The organism is Aliiroseovarius crassostreae, from assembly GCF_001307765.1.
Taxonomy (GTDB): Bacteria; Pseudomonadota; Alphaproteobacteria; order Rhodobacterales; family Rhodobacteraceae; genus Aliiroseovarius; species Aliiroseovarius crassostreae.
On record NZ_LKBA01000025.1, the window covers coordinates 24,142 to 42,810 of the forward strand.

Annotated in this window: 20 protein-coding genes; 12 read left to right on the forward strand and 8 right to left on the reverse strand. The window is 56.9% G+C overall.

Translation table 11 applies throughout. The features are described 5' to 3' along the window. Positions 1-132 precede the first annotated feature (132 nt). The 3 genes from AKJ29_RS17915 to AKJ29_RS17925 all read left to right on the forward strand — a co-directional run bounded on the left by AKJ29_RS17915 (position 133) and on the right by AKJ29_RS17925 (position 1,782). Complete coding sequence (locus AKJ29_RS17915) at positions 133-1,116, forward strand: glutathione S-transferase family protein (protein WP_055192914.1); 984 nt, start codon at positions 133-135, stop codon at positions 1,114-1,116. A 78-nt stretch (positions 1,117-1,194) separates the two neighbouring features. After that, positions 1,195-1,386: a hypothetical protein gene (locus tag AKJ29_RS17920; protein ID WP_055192915.1), complete on the forward strand. Its 192-nt coding sequence runs from the start codon at positions 1,195-1,197 to the stop codon at positions 1,384-1,386. A 54-nt stretch (positions 1,387-1,440) separates the two neighbouring features. Then, complete coding sequence (locus AKJ29_RS17925; protein ID WP_139231362.1) at positions 1,441-1,782, forward strand: hypothetical protein; 342 nt, start codon at positions 1,441-1,443, stop codon at positions 1,780-1,782. Positions 1,783-1,899: 117 nt separating this feature from the next. Here AKJ29_RS17925 and AKJ29_RS17930 read toward each other — a convergent pair whose 3' ends face one another. Both AKJ29_RS17930 and AKJ29_RS17935 read right to left on the reverse strand, forming a co-directional pair. Continuing rightward, a complete protein-coding gene (locus AKJ29_RS17930; protein ID WP_055192917.1) occupies positions 1,900-4,116 on the reverse strand; it encodes an NADP-dependent isocitrate dehydrogenase in 2,217 nt (738 codons plus the stop codon). Positions 4,117-4,289: 173 nt separating this feature from the next. Next, on the reverse strand, positions 4,290-5,309 hold the full coding sequence (locus AKJ29_RS17935) for an isocitrate/isopropylmalate dehydrogenase family protein (RefSeq protein WP_055192918.1): 1,020 nt from the start codon (positions 5,307-5,309) through the stop codon (positions 4,290-4,292). 195 nt (positions 5,310-5,504) lie between these two features. Here AKJ29_RS17935 and AKJ29_RS17940 point away from each other — a divergent pair, with 195 nt between their 5' ends. Beyond that, positions 5,505-6,386: a ribokinase gene (locus tag AKJ29_RS17940; RefSeq protein WP_055192919.1), complete on the forward strand. Its 882-nt coding sequence runs from the start codon at positions 5,505-5,507 to the stop codon at positions 6,384-6,386. A gap of 10 nt (positions 6,387-6,396) precedes the next feature. On the opposite strand, the gene AKJ29_RS17945 is transcribed toward AKJ29_RS17940, so the two are convergent. The 3 genes from AKJ29_RS17945 to AKJ29_RS17955 all read right to left on the reverse strand — a co-directional run bounded on the left by AKJ29_RS17945 (position 6,397) and on the right by AKJ29_RS17955 (position 8,484). Then, positions 6,397-6,681: an SCP2 sterol-binding domain-containing protein gene (locus tag AKJ29_RS17945; RefSeq protein ID WP_055192920.1), complete on the reverse strand. Its 285-nt coding sequence runs from the start codon at positions 6,679-6,681 to the stop codon at positions 6,397-6,399. Between the two features lie 112 nt (positions 6,682-6,793). Then, positions 6,794-7,198, reverse strand: a complete 405-nt coding sequence (locus AKJ29_RS17950; RefSeq protein WP_055192998.1) for a DUF1810 domain-containing protein — start codon at positions 7,196-7,198, stop codon at positions 6,794-6,796. Between the two features lie 35 nt (positions 7,199-7,233). Next, positions 7,234-8,484, reverse strand: a complete 1,251-nt coding sequence (locus AKJ29_RS17955; protein ID WP_055192999.1) for an argininosuccinate synthase — start codon at positions 8,482-8,484, stop codon at positions 7,234-7,236. Between the two features lie 145 nt (positions 8,485-8,629). Between AKJ29_RS17955 and AKJ29_RS17960 the strand changes: the two genes are divergently transcribed. Continuing rightward, on the forward strand, positions 8,630-9,430 hold the full coding sequence (locus tag AKJ29_RS17960; protein ID WP_055192921.1) for a hypothetical protein: 801 nt from the start codon (positions 8,630-8,632) through the stop codon (positions 9,428-9,430). Positions 9,431-9,492: 62 nt separating this feature from the next. Beyond that, the gene (gene ilvA, locus AKJ29_RS17965; protein WP_055193000.1) at positions 9,493-10,740 is read left to right on the forward strand and encodes a threonine ammonia-lyase IlvA; all 1,248 of its coding nucleotides are present in this window, start codon (positions 9,493-9,495) and stop codon (positions 10,738-10,740) included. A 14-nt stretch (positions 10,741-10,754) separates the two neighbouring features. On the opposite strand, the gene AKJ29_RS17970 is transcribed toward ilvA, so the two are convergent. After that, positions 10,755-11,066: an Hpt domain-containing protein gene (locus AKJ29_RS17970; protein WP_055192922.1), complete on the reverse strand. Its 312-nt coding sequence runs from the start codon at positions 11,064-11,066 to the stop codon at positions 10,755-10,757. Between the two features lie 204 nt (positions 11,067-11,270). On the opposite strand from AKJ29_RS17970, the gene AKJ29_RS17975 reads away from it, so the two are divergent. The 6 genes from AKJ29_RS17975 (at position 11,271) to AKJ29_RS18000 (ending at position 17,202) form a co-directional block, all read left to right on the forward strand. After that, complete coding sequence (locus AKJ29_RS17975) at positions 11,271-12,539, forward strand: PP2C family protein-serine/threonine phosphatase (protein WP_055192923.1); 1,269 nt, start codon at positions 11,271-11,273, stop codon at positions 12,537-12,539. Between the two features lie 114 nt (positions 12,540-12,653). Further along, the gene (gene hslO, locus AKJ29_RS17980; protein WP_055192924.1) at positions 12,654-13,658 is read left to right on the forward strand and encodes an Hsp33 family molecular chaperone HslO; all 1,005 of its coding nucleotides are present in this window, start codon (positions 12,654-12,656) and stop codon (positions 13,656-13,658) included. Further along, positions 13,624-14,238 (forward strand): CoA pyrophosphatase, encoded by a 615-nt coding sequence (locus tag AKJ29_RS17985; RefSeq protein WP_235477748.1) that lies wholly within the window; start codon positions 13,624-13,626, stop codon positions 14,236-14,238. Before hslO ends, AKJ29_RS17985 begins: the two co-directional genes overlap by 35 nt. After that, complete coding sequence (locus AKJ29_RS17990) at positions 14,235-15,380, forward strand: CCA tRNA nucleotidyltransferase (protein WP_055192926.1); 1,146 nt, start codon at positions 14,235-14,237, stop codon at positions 15,378-15,380. Before AKJ29_RS17985 ends, AKJ29_RS17990 begins: the two co-directional genes overlap by 4 nt. Further along, positions 15,377-16,600, forward strand: coding sequence for a class I SAM-dependent RNA methyltransferase (locus tag AKJ29_RS17995; protein WP_055192927.1), 1,224 nt, complete (start codon positions 15,377-15,379; stop codon positions 16,598-16,600). Before AKJ29_RS17990 ends, AKJ29_RS17995 begins: the two co-directional genes overlap by 4 nt. A gap of 95 nt (positions 16,601-16,695) precedes the next feature. Beyond that, positions 16,696-17,202, forward strand: coding sequence for a L,D-transpeptidase family protein (locus tag AKJ29_RS18000; RefSeq protein ID WP_055192928.1), 507 nt, complete (start codon positions 16,696-16,698; stop codon positions 17,200-17,202). 212 nt (positions 17,203-17,414) lie between these two features. On the opposite strand, the gene AKJ29_RS18005 is transcribed toward AKJ29_RS18000, so the two are convergent. Both AKJ29_RS18005 and AKJ29_RS18010 read right to left on the reverse strand, forming a co-directional pair. Further along, a complete protein-coding gene (locus AKJ29_RS18005) occupies positions 17,415-18,068 on the reverse strand; it encodes a DsbA family protein (RefSeq protein ID WP_055192929.1) in 654 nt (217 codons plus the stop codon). A 6-nt stretch (positions 18,069-18,074) separates the two neighbouring features. Beyond that, positions 18,075-18,611 (reverse strand): DUF721 domain-containing protein, encoded by a 537-nt coding sequence (locus tag AKJ29_RS18010; RefSeq protein WP_055192930.1) that lies wholly within the window; start codon positions 18,609-18,611, stop codon positions 18,075-18,077. Between the last annotated feature and the right edge of the window lie 58 nt (positions 18,612-18,669).

Genomic DNA, 18,669 nt, shown 5'->3' on the forward strand with positions numbered 1-18,669 from the left:
ATCCTGCCTGAAACCGGCCCTTTCTCAGGGGCCGGTTTTTCTGTGCATATTTGCAATTTCTCTCTGCATTCACGAATGTTGAGCGCCCGATCCGCACCCCCATATACTCATTGCAGCATAAAGGAGCGGATCATGGGCCAGCTTGTGAACGGGAAATGGGAAGATGTCTGGTATGACACCAAATCCACCAAGGGGAAATTCAGGCGAAGCGAGGCGCAGTTTCGCAACTGGATCACCCGTGACGGATCCGCCGGACCAAGCGGAAAAGACGGTTTTAAGGCGGAACAGGGTCGATATCACCTCTTTGTCTCGCTGGCGTGCCCCTGGGCGCACCGCACGCTGATCTTTCGCAAGCTGAAGGGGTTGGAGGGGTTGATCGACGTCACCGTGGTCTCTCCGGATATGTTGTCAAACGGATGGGAGTTTGACCCGGATAGCGGTGGTGATCCACTTTTCGGCCATGCCTACCTCCACCAGCTCTATACGCAGGCCATCCCGAACTACTCGGGCCGGGTCACGGTGCCGGTGCTATGGGACAAGCAGACCCAGATGGTGGTCAGCAATGAAAGCTCGGAAATCATCCGTATGTTCAATTCCGCCTTTGACGAGATCACCGGAAACACGCTCGATTTCTATCCCGAAACCCTTCGGGACCAGATCGATGAGGGGAATGAGTTTGTCTATTCCAGCATCAATAACGGGGTCTACAAATGCGGGTTCGCAACGACGCAAGAGGCCTATGAACACGCATTTGACGCTTTGTTTGCAGCCCTGGACCAGATCGAAGATCGCCTGTCCCGACATCGTTACCTCGTTGGAAATACGTTGACCGAGGGGGACTGGCGCCTGTTTCCCACCCTGATCCGCTTTGATGCGGTCTATCATGGTCACTTTAAGACAAACCTGAAACGGATCGAGGATTACCCCAACATTTCCAATTATTTACGTGATTTGTATCAGCATTCGGGTGTCGCAGACACCGTGGATTTCCACCAGATCAAGCGGCATTACTATGCCAGTCATGAGACGATCAATCCGACTCGGATTGTGCCCAAAGGACCGGCGCAGGACTTCACCCGCCCCCATGACCGGACCCGGTTTGAGGTCGGGGTTTGACCGCAACGAGGAGCACCCCAAAAGCGTTTCGAAAAAGCACCTGTTTCATGTTTGCCCCGAAACGCCCTAAGCTGACCCATGTCCTACATTCTCACCCATTGGCGGGGGCTTTGGCGCGCCTTCTGGATCAATGGGGTGGTGTTGCGCGCCCTTGTCCTGCTTGGATTTGGTGCGCTGGGGGCGATCGCCCCGCTGGCTGTGTCTCTTGTGGCGGTTCTGGTGGGCGCCGATCTGCTGTTCCTGATCTGGCAATCTATCGGCTACTTCTGAAGTGCAGAGCGGAATTTGCCTGAATTAGGGTCTGTTTTGCCACTTTGGGCGGGGATGATCGCCTTGATCATCGCGGTTTTTGCCTCGCTGTCGCACTGGTGGGCGCTGGCCTTGCAGACAACCCCGTTCCTGTCTGATGAACCGTATTCGGAGATGCGCAACCGGCATTATGCAGCGCAATATAACCTGTTTTCTGAGGGGGAGGTGGTGCAGTTGACCGGTGTGATCGCCCTGGGCGCAACCCGAGATTTGCGGGACCTCTTACAGACCCACCCGGATGTGACCCGGATCAATCTGGCCCGAATGAGATCTGGTTTCCCGATTTGGAGAAGCTGGAAGCGGCGGGGTTGTGACGAAATCGCCCTGAACTGGCCGGGGAAATGTTTAAACTTTTGATATTTGGGTCGCGAAAACTTTAAACTTCCGGCTTTCGACAGCTTCAAAAGTTTCATGTTTCAGAAATGAAAAACCCCGCCTGAGGGGCGGGGTTTTCCGTGTTCTGCGGGATCGAACTTAGCCGATGATCGCGTTCAGCGTGGCCGAGGGGCGCATCACTTTTGCTTTCAGCTCAACCGACGGGCGGAAGTAGCCACCGATGTTAGCCGCTGGACCCTGGGCCGCAGCAAGCTCGGCCAGGATCGCTTCTTCGCCCTCAGCCAGTGCTTTTGCAACCGGGGCAAACTCAGCCGCCAGATCCGCGTCATCGCCTTGTGCCGCAAGGGCTTCGGCCCAGTAGCGGGCGAACCAGTAGTGGCTGTCGCGGTTGTCGGGCTGACCCACTTTGCGCGAGGGCGACTTGTTGTTGTCCAGAATGCCTTGGGTTGCGGCCTCGGCAGCGGCACCCAGGACACCGGCTTTGGCGTTGCCCTTCACATCCGCGAGGAAGTTCAGGCTTTCACCCAGCGCACAGAACTCACCCATCGAGTCCCAACGCAGGTGGTTCTCTTCAACCAGCTGTTGCACGTGTTTCGGGGCCGATCCACCAGCGCCGGTTTCAAACAGACCGCCGCCTTTCATCAGCTTCACGATCGACAGCATCTTGGCCGAGGTGCCCAGTTCCAGGATCGGGAACAGGTCGGTCAGATAGTCACGCAGAACGTTGCCGGTGATGGCGATGCTATCGTTACCTGCAGTGATCGTTTTCAGCGACTGGGCAGTGGCTTCGCGCGGGGCCATGATCTGGAAAAGATCAGCTTTTCCAGCAGCTTCCAGTGCCGGGGTCACATATTTGATCAGCTCGGCGTCATGGGCGCGATTTGCGTCCAGCCAGAAGATCGCTTCCGATCCGGTTAGGCGCTGACGGTCGAGGGCCAGCTCAATCCAGTTCTCGATCGGAGCCTTTTTCACGGTGCAGGCGCGCCAGATGTCACCGGCTTCCACGTCATGCGAATGCAGGATGTCACCATTGGCGGTGACCACGCGGATGGTGCCGTCTGCGGGCGCCTCGAACGTGGTCGGGTGCGAGCCGTATTCTTCCGCTTTCTGTGCCATCAGGCCAACGTTTGCCACCGAACCCGCGGTCGTCACGTCCAGCGCGCCGTTGGCTTTGAAGAAGTTGATGGTTTCATCATAGACGGTGGCATAGCAGCGGTCGGGGATCACGCAATTGGTGTCGCCCTTGTTGCCAGCCTCATCCCAGCCTTTACCGCCAGCGCGGATCACGGCGGGCATCGAGGCGTCGATGATCACGTCCGAAGGCACGTGCAGGTTGGTGATGCCTTTGTCCGAGTCGACCATATACATCGACGGACGGTCCAGCGCGGTGATTTCCGCGTTGATCTCGTCTGCGTTGTCCAAGCTGTTGATGGCATCCAGAACCGCACCCAGACCCGAGTTCGGCGACCCGCCGGCAGCAGCAATCGCGGCACCGTGCTTGTCCCAAACCGGACCCAGCCATGCTTTGACAGCGTGGCCGAAGATGATCGGGTCGGACACTTTCATCATCGTCGCTTTCATGTGAAGCGAGAACATGGTGCCGTCTTTCTTGGTGTCTTCGATGGCGTCTGCCAGGAACGCACCCAAGGCCTTCGCCGACATGAAGGTCGCATCCGCGATGGTGCCTTCTTCCAGCGCCCAGCCGTCTTTCAAAACGGTGACAGCGCCGTCTTTTCCGACGAACTCGATCTTCGCATCCCCTGCCTGCGCAGCGGTGATGGTGGCGGAAACTTCGTTTGCATAGAAGTCGTTACCCGGCATCGAGGACACTTTGGTTTTGCTGTCCGATGCCCATTCCCCCATCGAATGCGGGTTGTTCTGAGCGTAGTTCTTCACGGCTTTGGCAGCGCGGCGGTCCGAGTTGCCTTCGCGCAGAACCGGGTTCACGGCAGAACCTTTGATCGCGTCGTAACGTGCGCGGATGGCTTTTTCTTCGTCGGTCTTCGGCTCTTCCGGGTAGTTCGGAATGTTGTAACCCTGCGATTGCAATTCTTCGACGGCGGCAACCAGCTGCGGCACCGAGGCCGAGATATTCGGCAGTTTGATCACGTTGGCGTCCGGGGTTTTCACCAGCTCGCCCAGGGCAGCCAGATCGTCCGACTGGCGCTGTTCAGCGGTCAGGTTTTCCGGGAAGGTGGCAATGATACGACCCGCGAGCGAGATGTCCGGGGTGCCCACGGTGATGTCGGCGCTTGATACGAATTTACGGATGATCGGAAGGAAGGAGGCCGAGGCCAGCTCCGGCGCTTCGTCTACAATGGTATACAGAATATCTGGCTGCGATGTGTCGGTCATGTCAGAACACCCCTTTTTTCGCTGAAAGGATCACCGCCGGGCACCTGCCCAAAGCTGGTGAGATGTGAGATTTCCCCCCTCCCTTACACAAATTGTGTGAAGAAAAAAAGGGGCGTAGCGCTATCAGCGCAGTGAAAAAAGGCCGCAGCTTGTGCTACGGCCTTCCGGTTCGATCAAAGCCGGTCAATGATGGCCTGAGCGATGGTCATCGTGGTGCCGGTGCCGCCCAGATCCGGGGTCACGCGATCTTTGGCCTGCACGGTTTCGATCACCGCTTTCTTCAGGCGCTGGGCGTCGTCGGTTTTGCCGACATGTTCCAGCATCAGACCTGCGGCCATCAGAAAGGCGCAGGGGTTTGCTTTTTGCTGGCCCGCAATATCCGGGGCCGAACCATGCACAGCCTCGAAAATGGCGGCATCTGTGCCGATATTGGCGCCAGGGGCAAGGCCAAGCCCGCCTACCAGACCGGCGGCGAGGTCGGACAGGATGTCACCGAAGAGGTTGGTGGTGACAATCACGTCAAATGCATCCGGATACATCACCATCTGCATGGCACAGGCATCAACAATGCGTTCGTCCCAGGCCACACGGTCTTCATATTCCTTGGCGATCTTGCGGGCTTCTTCCAGAAACATGCCCGAGAGCAGTTTCAGGATGTTGGCCTTATGCACGATCGAGACCTTCTTGCGCCCATTGGCCAAGGCGTATTCAAACGCGGCGCGGGTGATGCGCTGGGCACCCTCTTTGGTGTTGTAACCGGTTGAAAAGACTTTGCCTTCCGGGTCGCCATTGTGTTCCATATAGCCTTCGTCCGAGATGTAATACCCTTCCAGGTTCTCGCGAAAGATCACCATGTCCACATTGTCGAACCGACCGTCGAGTTTGATGGTCTTAGTGGGGCGGACATTGGCATAGAGGTTGAACGCCTGACGCAGCTGCAGGTTGATCGACTTGAAGCCGCCGCCCACCGGTGTGGTCAGCGGGCCTTTGAGGGCCAGTTTGGTGTGCCGGATGCTGTCGATTGTGGCCTGCGGCAGCGGTTCGCCCGCCGCGTCAATGCCAGCCATGCCAGCCTGCTGAACGTCCCACTTGAAGGGCGCGCCCATGTGATCGAGGATGGCGGTGACAGCTTCGGTGATTTCGGGTCCGATCCCATCTCCGGGGATCAGGGTGGCGTCGATTTGGGTCGTCATGGCGGAAACTCCCTGCTTGTGACTTACCGTTTGGCCTATGGATTCTGCTGGTTCATATAGTCGGTATACAATAGAATACAATAGAAAACTAACATTCCTAAATGTGAATAGTATTGGGGTTTTAAGTGCGGTCGCCCCGGTTCTCTCTTGCGTAAACATCAGGAAATTATAGGGTTTTCTCAAGGGGATCTTGCCATGAGCATCTTTAATCTCGGGTCGATTAATATCGACAATTTTTACCAGCTGCCGCATCTTCCGGGGGCTGGCGAAACGATTGGTGCCACACAGCACGCGATTTCGCTGGGGGGAAAGGGGGCCAATCAATCCGTGGCGGCCAGCCTTGCGGGTTGCCCTGTGCATCATATCGGCGCCATCGGATCCGATGGGCATTGGTGTCGCGCGGCGTTGGAGCGGCGCGGTGTGGATGTGCGTGATATTGAGGTGACAGAAGGGGCAACCGGACACGCCAATATCTGCATTGATCCTGATGGTGAGAATATGATCGTGCTGATGCCCGGTGCCAATTATGCGCTGAGCTGGGATTTCGTGCGCTCGGCGCTGGACAAGATGACGGCGCAGGACCTGCTGGTCTTGCAGAACGAGACCACCCTGGTGCTTGAGGCTGCCAGGTTTGCGCGCGGTCGGGGTGCAAAGGTGATCTATTCTGCGGCACCCTTTGACGCATCCGCCGTGCGTGAGGTGCTGCCGTATTGCGATCTTCTGGTGATGAATGAGGTTGAGGCAACCCAGCTTTCTGCCGCGCTGGGTGTTGGGTTGCACGAGATTGACGTGCTTGCTTTGCTGGTCACCAAAGGGGCAGAGGGTGCGATCTGGCGGGACCAAGATACCGGGCGGGAGCTCCACGCCCCTGCCTTCAAGGTGCAGCCCGTGGATACGACCGGGGCTGGGGATTGTTTTATTGGTTACGTGGCCGCAGGGCTGGATCAGAAATTGCCTTTGGAACAGGTGTTGCACCGGGCGTCTGCCGCAGCCGCCCTTCAGGTCACCCGTAAAGGCACCGCCGAGGTGATGCCGGCGGCAAAAGAGGTGGCCGCGTTTTTGAAGGCACGCGCTTAGGGGGCTGACCCTAACCCAAGAGCTTGGCCAGCTGCATTGCGGTGGTCATATCTCCCGACAGCTTGATCTTGCCCATCATGACCGCTGTCATCGGGTTGAGCTTGCCGGTCAGCAGTTTCTGCAGGTTCTCGGTGGACAGGCGCAGGGTGCAGTCCGTGTCACGGTTTTCGGTGCTGGCGGCGTTTTCGGCCAGCACAATCACCCCATCCTCGCCGCAGTCAAATTTCAAAGACCCGTTAAAGCTGCGCCCTTCGAGGCCGGATTGTATCCCCTCGGCAAGTTTTTGCAGTGGCATGTCAGTTCCTCCCGTTTGTCTCTCGATAGAAAGACGATCCCGGGTCTGGCAAGCATGACCAAAGGGGAGGTAGGGCGCGCCGGGCAATTTCCGGGCGCTGTTATCAGGAATATCAGGCCCGGCTCAATATTTCGATCGTGCGGGCGCAGGGTTGTCCCGCGTAATGAACCTCTAACACCTGTCGGAACATGTCCGGCGCGTCCGGGACGGCAGCAAACAGCGTCATGCAGGAGCGCAGCTTCTGTGCATCCACAGCCCCCAGGATCTCAACCGGATCCGTGCCCGCATGTTCCAGCAACAGGGATGCCGCAACAATCAGGCGCCGTTTCAGTTCATCATGCGCCAGATAGGCGGTGGCCTCGTTCAGATCCTCCAGCCCATAAAGCTGCGACATGTCGGATCTGCCCAGTTCGGCCAGTTGCGGAAAGACGAACCACATCCAGTGGCTGGTCTTTTTTCCCGCCTGCAGTTCGCTCAGGACATCGCTCCACACGGTGTCCTGAGCTTCGATGAACATGTCCAGCTCATCGTCGATATCCTCGTCGTCGTAGCTCACTTGCCAACGCGACGGTTGCGATCGGCAATCAGCTTCAGGCGCAGGGCGTTCAGCTGAATGAACCCGGCCGCATCGGTCTGATCATAGGCGCCCATGTCTTCTTCAAAGGTCACATGTGCCTCGGAATAGAGCGAGTGATCCGACCAGCGGCCAACCACGCGGGCCAGACCCTTGTAGAGTTTCATGCGCACAGTGCCGGTGACATGTTCCTGCGACAGGTCAATCGCCGCCTGCAGCATTTCGCGTTCGGGCGAATACCAGTATCCGTTATAGATCAGTTCGGCGTAACGCGGCATCAGCTCATCTTTCAGATGCATAGCGCCACGGTCCATGGTGATCGATTCGATGCCGCGATGGGCATCGAGCAGGATGGTGCCGCCGGGGGTTTCATAGATCCCGCGCGATTTCATACCCACATAGCGGCCTTCGACCAGATCCAGACGACCGATGCCGTGCTTGCGGCCATATTCGTTCAGTTCGGTCAGGATGGTTGCCGGCGACATTTTCACGCCATTGATACCAACGGCATCGCCTTTTTCGAACTCGATCTCGATGAATTCGGGGGTGTCCGGTGCATCTTCGGGATGCACGGTGCGCTGGTAGACATAGTCCGGTGCGTCCTCGGCCGGGTCTTCCAGAACTTTACCTTCCGACGAGGTGTGCAACAGGTTCGCATCAACCGAGAAAGGGGCCTCGCCACGTTTGTCCTTGGCCACCGGGATCTGGTGCTGCTCGGCAAATTCCAAGAGCTTGGTGCGCGAGCCCAGATCCCATTCACGCCAGGGCGCGATCACGACGATTTCCGGGTTCAGCGCATAGGCCGCCAGTTCGAACCGAACCTGATCGTTGCCCTTGCCGGTTGCCCCGTGCGACACGGCGTCGGCCCCGTGTTCGGCGGCAATTTCAACCAGACGCTTGGAAATCAGCGGGCGCGCGATCGAGGTGCCCAGCAGGTAAAGCCCTTCATATTGCGCATTGGCACGGAACATCGGGAACACGAAATCGCGCACAAATTCTTCGCGCAGATCTTCGATATGAATATTTTCCGGCTTGATGCCCAGCATCTCGGCCTTTTTGCGGGCCGGTTCCAGCTCTTCGCCCTGACCCAGGTCAGCGGTGAAGGTGACCACTTCGCACCCATACTCGGTTTGCAACCATTTCAGGATGATTGAGGTATCGAGACCACCGGAATAGGCCAGCACAACTTTCTTGGGTGCCTTTTGCGGTGCAGTGTTGGACGAAATCATCATATTCCCTTTCACGAGCGTGTCCCCGCGCGCTTATCCCGTTTTTGCCCGGGGGGCAAGTATTGCAGGGCCATCCCGTCCTTGCTTTGATCGGCTTTCCGTGATTTTAGGAGGGCAACGCACGTATTGATTGAAAGGTGTTGGTATGTCTGGTCTGGATATCTTGAAACATTCCTGGAGAATGGTGTGGCGCAACAAGGCAGATGCTGCGCGGATTTCCGTGGTGTTGCTGCTGTTGTCCATGGTTGTTGGGTTTGCGATCAATTTGGCATTGGTGTCTTCTGAGGAATTCATTTTCTCAATTGGGCCAGTCGGCTTAGCCCTGATGCAAGTGCTTCAGAACGCATTCACTGTTGTGATTGGGGGATGGATGGCTGTGGCGTGGCATCGATTTGTGCTTTTGAATGAAACCCCAACAGGTTGGTTGCCGTCATGGCATGGGTCCGAGGTTATGCTTTACTCACTTTGGATCATTTTGATGGGGATCGGGATTTTGATTGCGCTTATCCCGGTGTTTGCCGCCTTTGTTCCGATCATCATGCAAATTGAAACCGAAGCTGCCCCCAATATGGGAATGGCCTTTGTTGTTTCCGTCATTGCAGTCGTTTTTGTGACATTCCTGATGATCGCAATGATGCGCCTGTCGCCGGTTCTGGTCTCGCGCGCCCTTGGGCAAAACCTAAGTCTGAAACAGGCTTGGCGCGCGACGGGCGGATCCAGCAAGCTGATCTTCGGTGTGTTCTTCTGGCTGTTTCTGATTGCCACCGGGATTGTAGTTTTGGTTGGGATATTTGTCGCAATTTTGTCGGCCGCTAACCTGTGGGTGTTGCTGGCCGGGCTGGGAGTTCCTGCGTATTTCTTTGGAGTGTGGCTGATGACATTGTTGCAAATCAGCATCATGACCACGATCTACGGTGTTTATGTCGAAGGGCGAGAGCTGCCGTAATCAGGGGGAAAACTGGCGTAAACAACCTTGCCAAGAGCCTGCCCTTGGGTCAGACATTTCAGATGAGCGATTTTCTGAGAAAAGCCCGCGTGGCAGAACAGCAGATGCGGGCGCTGTTCCCCGCGACGCCCTTGCAGCGTAATGACCATCTGTCGGCCATCTATGATGCCGATATCTGGTTGAAGCGCGAAGACCTCAGCCCCGTGCGCAGTTACAAGATCCGCGGTGCGCTGAATGCAATGGGCAAGGCGCTTGCGAAAAATCCAGATCAGGACGTGTTTGTCTGTGCTTCTGCGGGCAATCACGCGCAGGGCGTGGCGTTTGTGTCGCGTCATTTCGGCGTCAAGGGCGTGATCTTCATGCCGGTCACTACCCCGCAGCAGAAAATTCAGAAGACCCAGATTTTTGGGGGAGACTCGATCGAGATCCGCCTTGTTGGCGACTATTTCGACGATACGCTTGCGGCTGCGCAGGGGTATTGTGACAAGGTCGGGGGGCATTTCCTGTCACCCTTCGATGATAAGGATGTGATCGAGGGGCAGGCCAGCGTCGCGGCTGAAATCTCCGCCCAGCTGGGGCGCAACCCGGATGTGGTTGTCCTGCCTGTGGGCGGTGGCGGCCTATCTGCCGGGATCACCAGATATCTGGCGGAAGTGGCCCCGGAAACCGTGCTGCATTATGTTGAGCCCGCCGGGGGGGCATCGCTTGCGGCTGCGATTGCGCAGGGGCAACCGGTCACTCTCGATCGGGTTGATAATTTCGTGGATGGGGCGGCTGTGGCACGGATTGGGGCGCAACCCTTTGACGTGCTGCGGGATGTGCCATCCGTGCAGGTCCATGGGGTGCCCGAGGATCGGATCTGCACAACCATGCTTGATATGTTGAACGTGGAAGGGGTGGTGCTGGAGCCGGCCGGCGCATTGTCCGTAGATGTGTTGAAGGATCTGCGGGACGAGATCCGGGGCAAGACGGTGGTTTGCGTGACCTCTGGGGGCAACTTTGATTTTGAACGCCTGCCAGAGGTGAAAGAGCGCGCTCAGCGGTATTCCGGGCTGAAAAAATACTTCCTGCTCCGTCTGCCCCAGCGTCCCGGCGCGCTTAAGGATTTCCTGCAAATCCTGGGACCAGACGACAACATTGCGCGTTTTGAGTATATGAAGAAGTCCGCCCGGAATTTCGGTTCGGTTTTGATTGGGATCGAAACCACGGTGCCTGAGAATTTTGACGCGTTGTGTGATGCGCTCGATCAGAAGGGCTTTGCCTATTCCGATATCACCGATGATGAAATGCTGGCTGAGTTTGTCATTTAAACGAAACGCTGATTTCAATGCGCGGTGAACACCTCTTTTGAGGCGAAATACGTATCGAAGACCGGTGTGAGATCAACATCGGCTGCCATGCCGCGGGCTGCCATCTGTTCGCCGTCTCCGCATAGTTTTGACAGGGCGTCAAAGCCCAGGTTCACGGCAGAGCTTTTCAGGAAATGCAGGTCCTGTTCATATTGTGAGGGGTCGGGGTTGTTGCGCAACCGGTCGATGACCTCATCCACCTCCATCAGGAACATCTCTGCAACCTCGGCAAAATCTTCTTCGCCGATCTCTGCTTTCAATTCCGCGACGCGATCCCAGCTAATCATACTGCCCTCATAAGAAATAAATCGTTGATACTGCGCCTTGAATAGCCGGTGATGATTAAGCTGGGGTTAGTGTGACAGTAAATTTCCTGAGAATTTTAAATTTAAACCGCCGTTAAATCTCCGGGGGCTATGGCTGAGGGAATGTAAGCGACTCGCTTTGGCGATGAAGGGTAACACGTGGCAAAATCTGCTATAAATCCAGATATGATCAACTCTGCTGTCAGAGATGGCGCAGCCTTGGGAGAGGCTGTGGTCAACACTGTCCTGGTCGTGGATGACAGCCGTGCGCAGCGGATGATTGTAAGCTCAACCCTGAAACGTCAGGGGTTTACCGTTGTTGAAGCCGGATCCGGTGAGGAAGCGCTGGAGAAGATTGCCACGGAAGATATCGACCTGATCCTGTCTGACTGGATGATGCCGGGCATGGATGGTCTGGAGCTTTGTCAGGCGTTTCGTGCGATGGAGAGAGACAAGTATGGCTACTTCATCCTTCTGACGTCCAAAAGCGAAAAGGGTGCGGTGGCGCAGGGGCTGGATGTCGGGGCGGATGATTTCCTGAATAAACCCGTCAATGCTGAGGAGTTGCGGGCCCGGATCAATGCTGGTGGCCGGATCATGTCCATGGAGCGGGAGCTGCAGGAAAAGAACAGGCTGGTCAACGCAACCCTTACTGAAATCCAGGCGATTTACGACTCCATTGATCGGGACCTGATCGAGGCGCGCAACATGCAGCAATCTTTGGTGCGTGAACGGTTTCGTGATTTTGGGTCCTCTGAGATCAGCCTGCTGTTGCAGCCTTGTGGGCATGTGGGCGGTGATCTTGTCGGGATGTTTCAGGCTGATGAGAATACCGTCGCAATTTACTCGATTGATGTTTCAGGCCACGGGATTGCCTCTGCGCTTCTGACGGCCCGTCTTGCATCCTATTTGTCGGATGGATCCCCTGAGCAGAATATCACCATGGCCGCGGGCCTGCGGGGGAAATTGCGCCTGCGTGACCCGGAAGAAGTGGCGTATCTGCTCAATACCATGATGCTGGAGGATATGCCTACCGAGCATTACTTCACCATGATTCTTGCCTATCTCGACCTGAATACAGGTGTGTTGACGCTCACCCAATGCGGCCATCCAAATCCCGTGCTGCTGCGCGCAGATGGCAGTGTGGAATATGTTGGGCAGGGCGGCTTGCCGATCGGGTTGATCCGGGGAAGCAGCTATGAGCGTTTCGAAATTGCTCTCGCACCGGGGGACCGGCTCATTTTCTATTCGGATGGGTTTACCGAAGCGGAGAATGAGAAGGACCAGATGCTAGAGGAAGAGGGGTTCGAAAGAATGATCTCACGCAATGCCTCATTGAAAGGACAGCTGTTTCTGGATGGGCTGGTGTGGGAGCTGGATAATTTCTGCGGCAGCCGGGAATTTGGTGACGACTTGTCGATGGCAGTGATTGAGTTCAAGGGCCAAACGCGTTGATGCTTGTGGGGCTGGTGAAATAAATCGCGCGCTCCCTCTTTGCCCAACGGTTGCCGCGACCATATAGACGCGGTATGCAAACGAATTGCCGAAAGCTCAGCCGTGGATAGCCCGATGACACTAGGAAACCTGATTGCCTGGGATGATACCATCCTGCCCTTCCAACTGGACAATTGTGACGTACGGGGACGTGTGCTGCGTCTGGATGGTGTGCTTGACACGATCCTGTCGCAACATGACTACCCCCCGGCAATCGAGGCATTGGTGGCTGAGGCAGCGATGCTGACCGCGATGATCGGTCAAACCATCAAATTGCGCTGGAAACTGTCCCTTCAGATCCGGGGGGATGGGCCCGCCCGCCTGATCGCCACAGATTACTATGCCCCCGCGAAAGAGGGTGAACCGGCGATGATCCGCGCCTATGCCAGCTTTGATGAAGAGCGCCTGTCGCATGAGGCACCTTCTTTTGGGCAGATCGGCAAGGGCTTTTTTGCGGTGCTGATTGACCAGGGTGATGGCCATAAACCCTATACTGGCATGACCCCGCTGGTGGGCAGTTCCCTGTCTGACTGCGCGCAGACCTATTTTGCGCAATCGGAACAATTGCCGACCCGTTTCCATCTGACGTTTGGCAAATCCACCTGGGCCGGTGGTCAGGAAAGCTGGCGCGCAGGAGGTGTCATGCTGCAGCATATGCCAAAGGCGGGCTCTCACGTGTCGCCAGATGGCGGTTCAGGCAAAGACGGTCTTCTGGTTGCCGACGATCTGGTCACTGAGGACAACAAGGAAAACTGGAACCGCGCCAATATCCTGCTGTCGTCGGTGGAAGAGCTGGAGCTGATTGGGCCGTCCGTTGCGCCGACTGATTTGCTGACCCGTCTGTTCCACGAAGAAGCACCGCGGATTTTCGAGTCGCAGGCGATCCGCTTTGGTTGCACCTGTTCCGAAGATCGTGTCCGTGAAAGCCTGTCGATCTACTCTGAAAAAGACATTGCCTACATGACCACGGAAGAAGGGCGCGTGACCGCTGATTGTCAATTCTGTGGTGCGCATTATGATCTTGATCCAAAGACTGTCGGCAAAGATGCCAAAGGACCAGATGGTGACGTCAGAGATTGATCGCATTCGGACTGCTTTGGGCCACTCTGGTGGCGGCAGTTCCGATTTTGACCTCAACCCGGATATCAGACCACCTACGGGGCGCAGCTTGCGCCCCGCTGCCGTTCTGGTGCCATTGATTCATGAGCAGGGCGCGTTGCGACTGATCCTGACCAAACGTGCCTCTCACCTCAAACATCACCCCGGTCAAATCGCTTTTCCCGGCGGAAAGATCGATGCTGAGGATAATTCACCCGCCGCCGCGGCCCTGCGGGAAGCCTGGGAGGAAATCGGCCTGCCGCGTGATGCGGTAGAGCTGATTGGCGAGCTGCCCCCCCATGAAACCGTCACCTCCTACACCGTGACCCCCATCCTCGGGCTTGTCACCCGACCATTTGAGGTGGTGCCAGAGCGGGGTGAGGTCGAAGAGGTTTTCACGGTTCCGTTCGAACATGTCTCTAACCTTGCGAAATATATGAAACAGGGCCGGATCTGGCAGGGGCGCATCCGGTATTATGAAACCGTTCCATTTGGCCCCTATTACATCTGGGGGGCAACGGCGCGTATGTTGCGTGCGCTTGCGGAAAGGTTGGCTTTATGACCCGGTTGCAAGGGGATTGGTTTCGGTCTGCACCCGTACAACAGCTCGCCCACATCTTTTCCAGCGCAGGATTTGCGCTGCATTTTGTCGGGGGCTGTGTGCGCAATGACCTGATGGGAGAGCCGATTTCCGATCTTGATCTGTCCACCAATGCCCTGCCGGATCAAGTGTTGAAACTGGCCGGGTCGGCCGGTCTGAAGGCGGTGCCGACCGGCATTGAGCATGGCACCATTACCGTGGTGGTTGACGGCGAAGGTTTTGAAATCACCACCTATCGAAAAGACGTGGAAACGGATGGTCGCCGGGCCGTGGTTGCTTTTGCCAGCACGATGGAAGAAGACGCGCATCGCCGCGATTTCACCATGAATGCGCTTTATGCAGATGCTGAAGGACGGGTGATTGACCCGCTTGGCGGATTGCCCGACCTTCTGGCGCGCCGCGTGCGGTTCATTGACAATGCTGGGCAGCGTATCCGCGAAGATTACCTGCGCATTCTACGATTTTTCCGGTTTCATGCCTGGTATGGCGATGTGGCGGAAGGGCCAGATGCTGAGGCGCTGTCGGCGATTGCAGAGAATCTGGGCGGGTTAGGGGCTTTGTCCAAGGAACGAGTTGGTGCGGAAATGCGTAAACTTCTGTCCGCGCCGGATCCCGCCCCTTCTGTCGCATTAATGTCAAGTTGCGGTGTGTTAGGGTCTGTATTGCCCGGGGCGGATGCAACCTATCTTGCTGTTCTTGTGCATCTGGAAGGGAACAGGGCACCAGATCCAATGCGCCGCCTCGCAATCCTTGGAGGGGAGGTCCCAGAGGATCGTCTGCGGCTGTCGCGCAAAGAGGCACGCCGGTACGCTGTTTTGCGTGACCAGATGGGGGCATCGACGTCCCTGTCGGAACTGGCTTATCGGGATGGGGCTGACATAGCACATGACGTGGCCTTGCTGCGCGCCGCAATGATGGGGCAGGCTCTTTTGCCGGATACGGAAAACCTAATATCACGGGGCGCCCGTGCCGTGTTTCCCGTCAAGCCCGCAGATCTGATGCCGGACTATACGGGGCCAGAACTGGGCGCACACATCAAAACCCTTGAAGCGCGTTGGATAGCATCGGGTTTTACACTCACCCGCGAGGAGCTGTTGAAATGAGCACCACTTCCCATCTGATCGAACGTTTGGGCCACCTTGGGGACGGCATCGCTGCCGGACCGATTTTTGCCGCCCGCACCCTGCCGGGGGAAGAGGTGAGTGGAGAGGTGCAGGGCGACCGGATTGAAGCCCCGCGCATTGTGACGCCCTCACCAAGTCGGGTCAAAGCCCCTTGTCCACATTACAACAGCTGCGGGGGCTGTGCGTTGATGCATGCCTCGGATCCATTTGTGGCGGAATGGAAGATGGATGTGGTGCGAAATGCCCTGTCTGCGCACGGGTTAGAGACTGATATCCGCCCGATTGTTACCTCGCCGGAGCGTTCGCGCCGCCGTGCAACCCTGTCAGTCCGGCGCGGCAAGAAGGGCGTGGTTGCCGGATTTCATGGCCGGCGCTCGGGTGTGATTTCAGCAATTCACGACTGTCGGTTGCTGTCCCCAACGCTGCTTGCGCAGCTTCCCGCGATCGAGGCGCTGGCGAGGACGGGAGGGTCACGCAAGGGCGAACTTTCTGTCAATCTGGTGGAAACGCTGGGTGGGGTGGATGTCTCTGTCACGGGTGGAAAGTCACTGGACCGCAGGTTAGAGACTGATCTTGCCCAGGTATTGCATGAATTTGGCCTTGCCCGCCTGACATGGGATGGCGAAGTCATCGCGAGTGAATCTCTACCCCTGCAGCAATTCGGAGCGGCGCGGGTGGCCCCTCCTCCCGGTGCGTTCCTGCAGGCGACCCTGGAAGGTGAGCGGGCGCTGGTTGAGGCGGTTGAGGAGGCCATTCCGCAGGCTGCATCCATTGTGGATCTGTTTGCGGGTGCGGGCACATTGAGCCTGCCCCTTGCGGGCCGCGCCCGGATCCATGCGGTGGAAGGGATCGAGGCGATGATGAAGGCCCTGGATACGGGATGGCGGCGGGCCTCCGGGTTGAAACAGGTCACCACAGAAACCCGCGATCTGTTTCGCCGTCCCCTTTTGCTTGATGAGCTCAATCGCTTTGACGCTATCGTGATTGACCCACCCAGAGCAGGCGCCATTGCGCAGGTGAGGGAAATGGCACAATGCGAGGTTTCTCAGGTGGCCATGGTCTCATGCAACCCGGTCAGTTTTGCCCGGGATGCACAGATCTTGGTCGCGTCGGGATATCAGTTGGCCTGGGTGCGTCCGGTTGATCAGTTCCGTTGGTCACCCCATGTTGAACTGGCGGCGTCTTTTCGCAGGATCTGAGCGAGATAGCCCCCGAAGGCTGCATTGATATTGCCCAAAGGTGGGGGAATGCGGTATGGCAAGGGAAAACACCCGGGCAATTACAGGCAACACCCATGCGATTGATCTTTGCCGTTCTGGCAGCCGTTGGCCTGATGGGAACGGCGTCTTGCGGAGCAAAAACCAAAACTCTTCGCCACTATGATGGGCCAGAAGTGACCCAGATTGTGGTGTCGAAGAGCAATCGGAAACTATATCTATTGCACAAACGGGACGTTCTGAAATCCTATGAGATTGACCTGGGCTTTACCCCAGCGGGTGACAAGCAGTTTCAGGGGGATGGGAAGACTCCGGAAGGCCGGTATCACATCAACCGCAGAAATGCGCGCAGCACGTTTCACCTCAGCCTTGGGATTTCTTACCCAAACGCCCGAGACATTGCCTATGCAAAATCCCAGGGGCGGGATCCTGGCGGTGATATCTTTATTCATGGCGGGCCACGCAAAGGGATTGACCCCGAGGGGGCGGACTGGACCGCTGGCTGCATTTCCGTTTCGAACCGTGAGATCGAAGAGATCTGGGTGATGGTCAATGATGGCACGGTGATTGACATCCTGCCATGACGCAGGACCGATGCCCGCCAAATGAAAAAGCCGCCCTGTCACCAGCGCGGCTTTCATTTTGCCTTGGTGAGATCTCTACCACCAAATGGCCCAAAAGCCCTAAAGCGGTTCGGGATAAACTTGAGACACGCGGTTATTCCGAAACGCCCACGACATCGAGACCTCTTGCAGCGCTTCGGTTTTGCCCTGTGTCAGGTTAAAACCGAAACGCTTTATTCCGCCAGTTTCTCTTCAATCGTGGCGGCAAAATCCTCGTAAGACATGTTCGAGTATTTTTCGCCGCCGATTATAAAGGTCGGGGTGGCGCGGATCTCATCTGCGGTGGCGTTCTGCTGGTAAGCTGCCACCAGGCTCTGGGCAAAGCTCTCGTCGGTCAGGCAGGTTTCCATTTCTTCATTGGTCATCCCTGCGGTGCGCCCGATCTTGCGCAGATTGTCGAGGATGGTGGCCGGATCCCCCTCGCCAATCCAGTCCTTCTGACCCGAATAAATCATGTCGGTCATGCCATAATACCGGGTTTCCCCTGCGCATTGGGCAATCATGCCGGCCCAAAGACCGAAGCGGTCAAAATAGACCTCGCGGTGAATGAACTTCACCTTGCCGGTGTCGATATAGTCCTTTTTCAGCTTCTTGAAGCTTTCGGCGTGCCAGTTGGCGCAATGCGGGCAGGTGTAGGATGCGTATTCAATCACGGTCACCGGGGCGTCTTCGTTCCCCAACACGATATCCTTGGCGGGTATGACGTCCGCGTCCTGCGCCACGGCCATGGAAATGCCCGGAAGGGAAGATTGGTTTTGGGATGTGAAAAAAGCACCACCTGCGACAGCGATGGCGGCAGCGGCAATTATGGGGAGGAAACGGTTCATCGGGTCTCAGCCTTTTGGTTTCTGTTTTCTGTGTATATTCTGGCCCAGTGTCTCTAACGCAGCGCGCAGACCCTCATCCCCGATATCAGCGGTTGAGTTTCTGATCTGATTTTTGACGTCTGGATCGAGCGTTTTCTTAGCGGGCGGGGCTGGGGTGAATTGTGCCTGCCCCTCTGCAAATCCGGTGGCTGCGGTCTGGGTAATGCGAATGCGGGAAATGGCGTTGTAACCGTAACAGCTGTTGACGCGCGTGCGCAGTTGTTCCTTCTGCATCTCAAGCATCGGCGCCTGCGCCCCGGTGGTCAAAACGGTCAGGGTCGCCCCCATGCCGCCGCGCCCGTAAGACACATCCACAGGTCGGGCAATTGCCGAAACCTCCTGGCCGACAATCTCGGCCCAATGGGTCAGTATCCGCGTCACTGAAAACCCGCGCGCTTCACCCGCCTTGCGAATACGGGCGGTGAGCAGGCTCGATGTGCGTTCGAACCCGCGTCTGCGTCGTTTTTCTGTGACGGATTTGGTCACGGCTGGCAACTTTCTCATTTGTCTTTATTTTAGGTGCTTAAACATGCAATGCCAGCGGAAAGCAAACAAGGGGGGG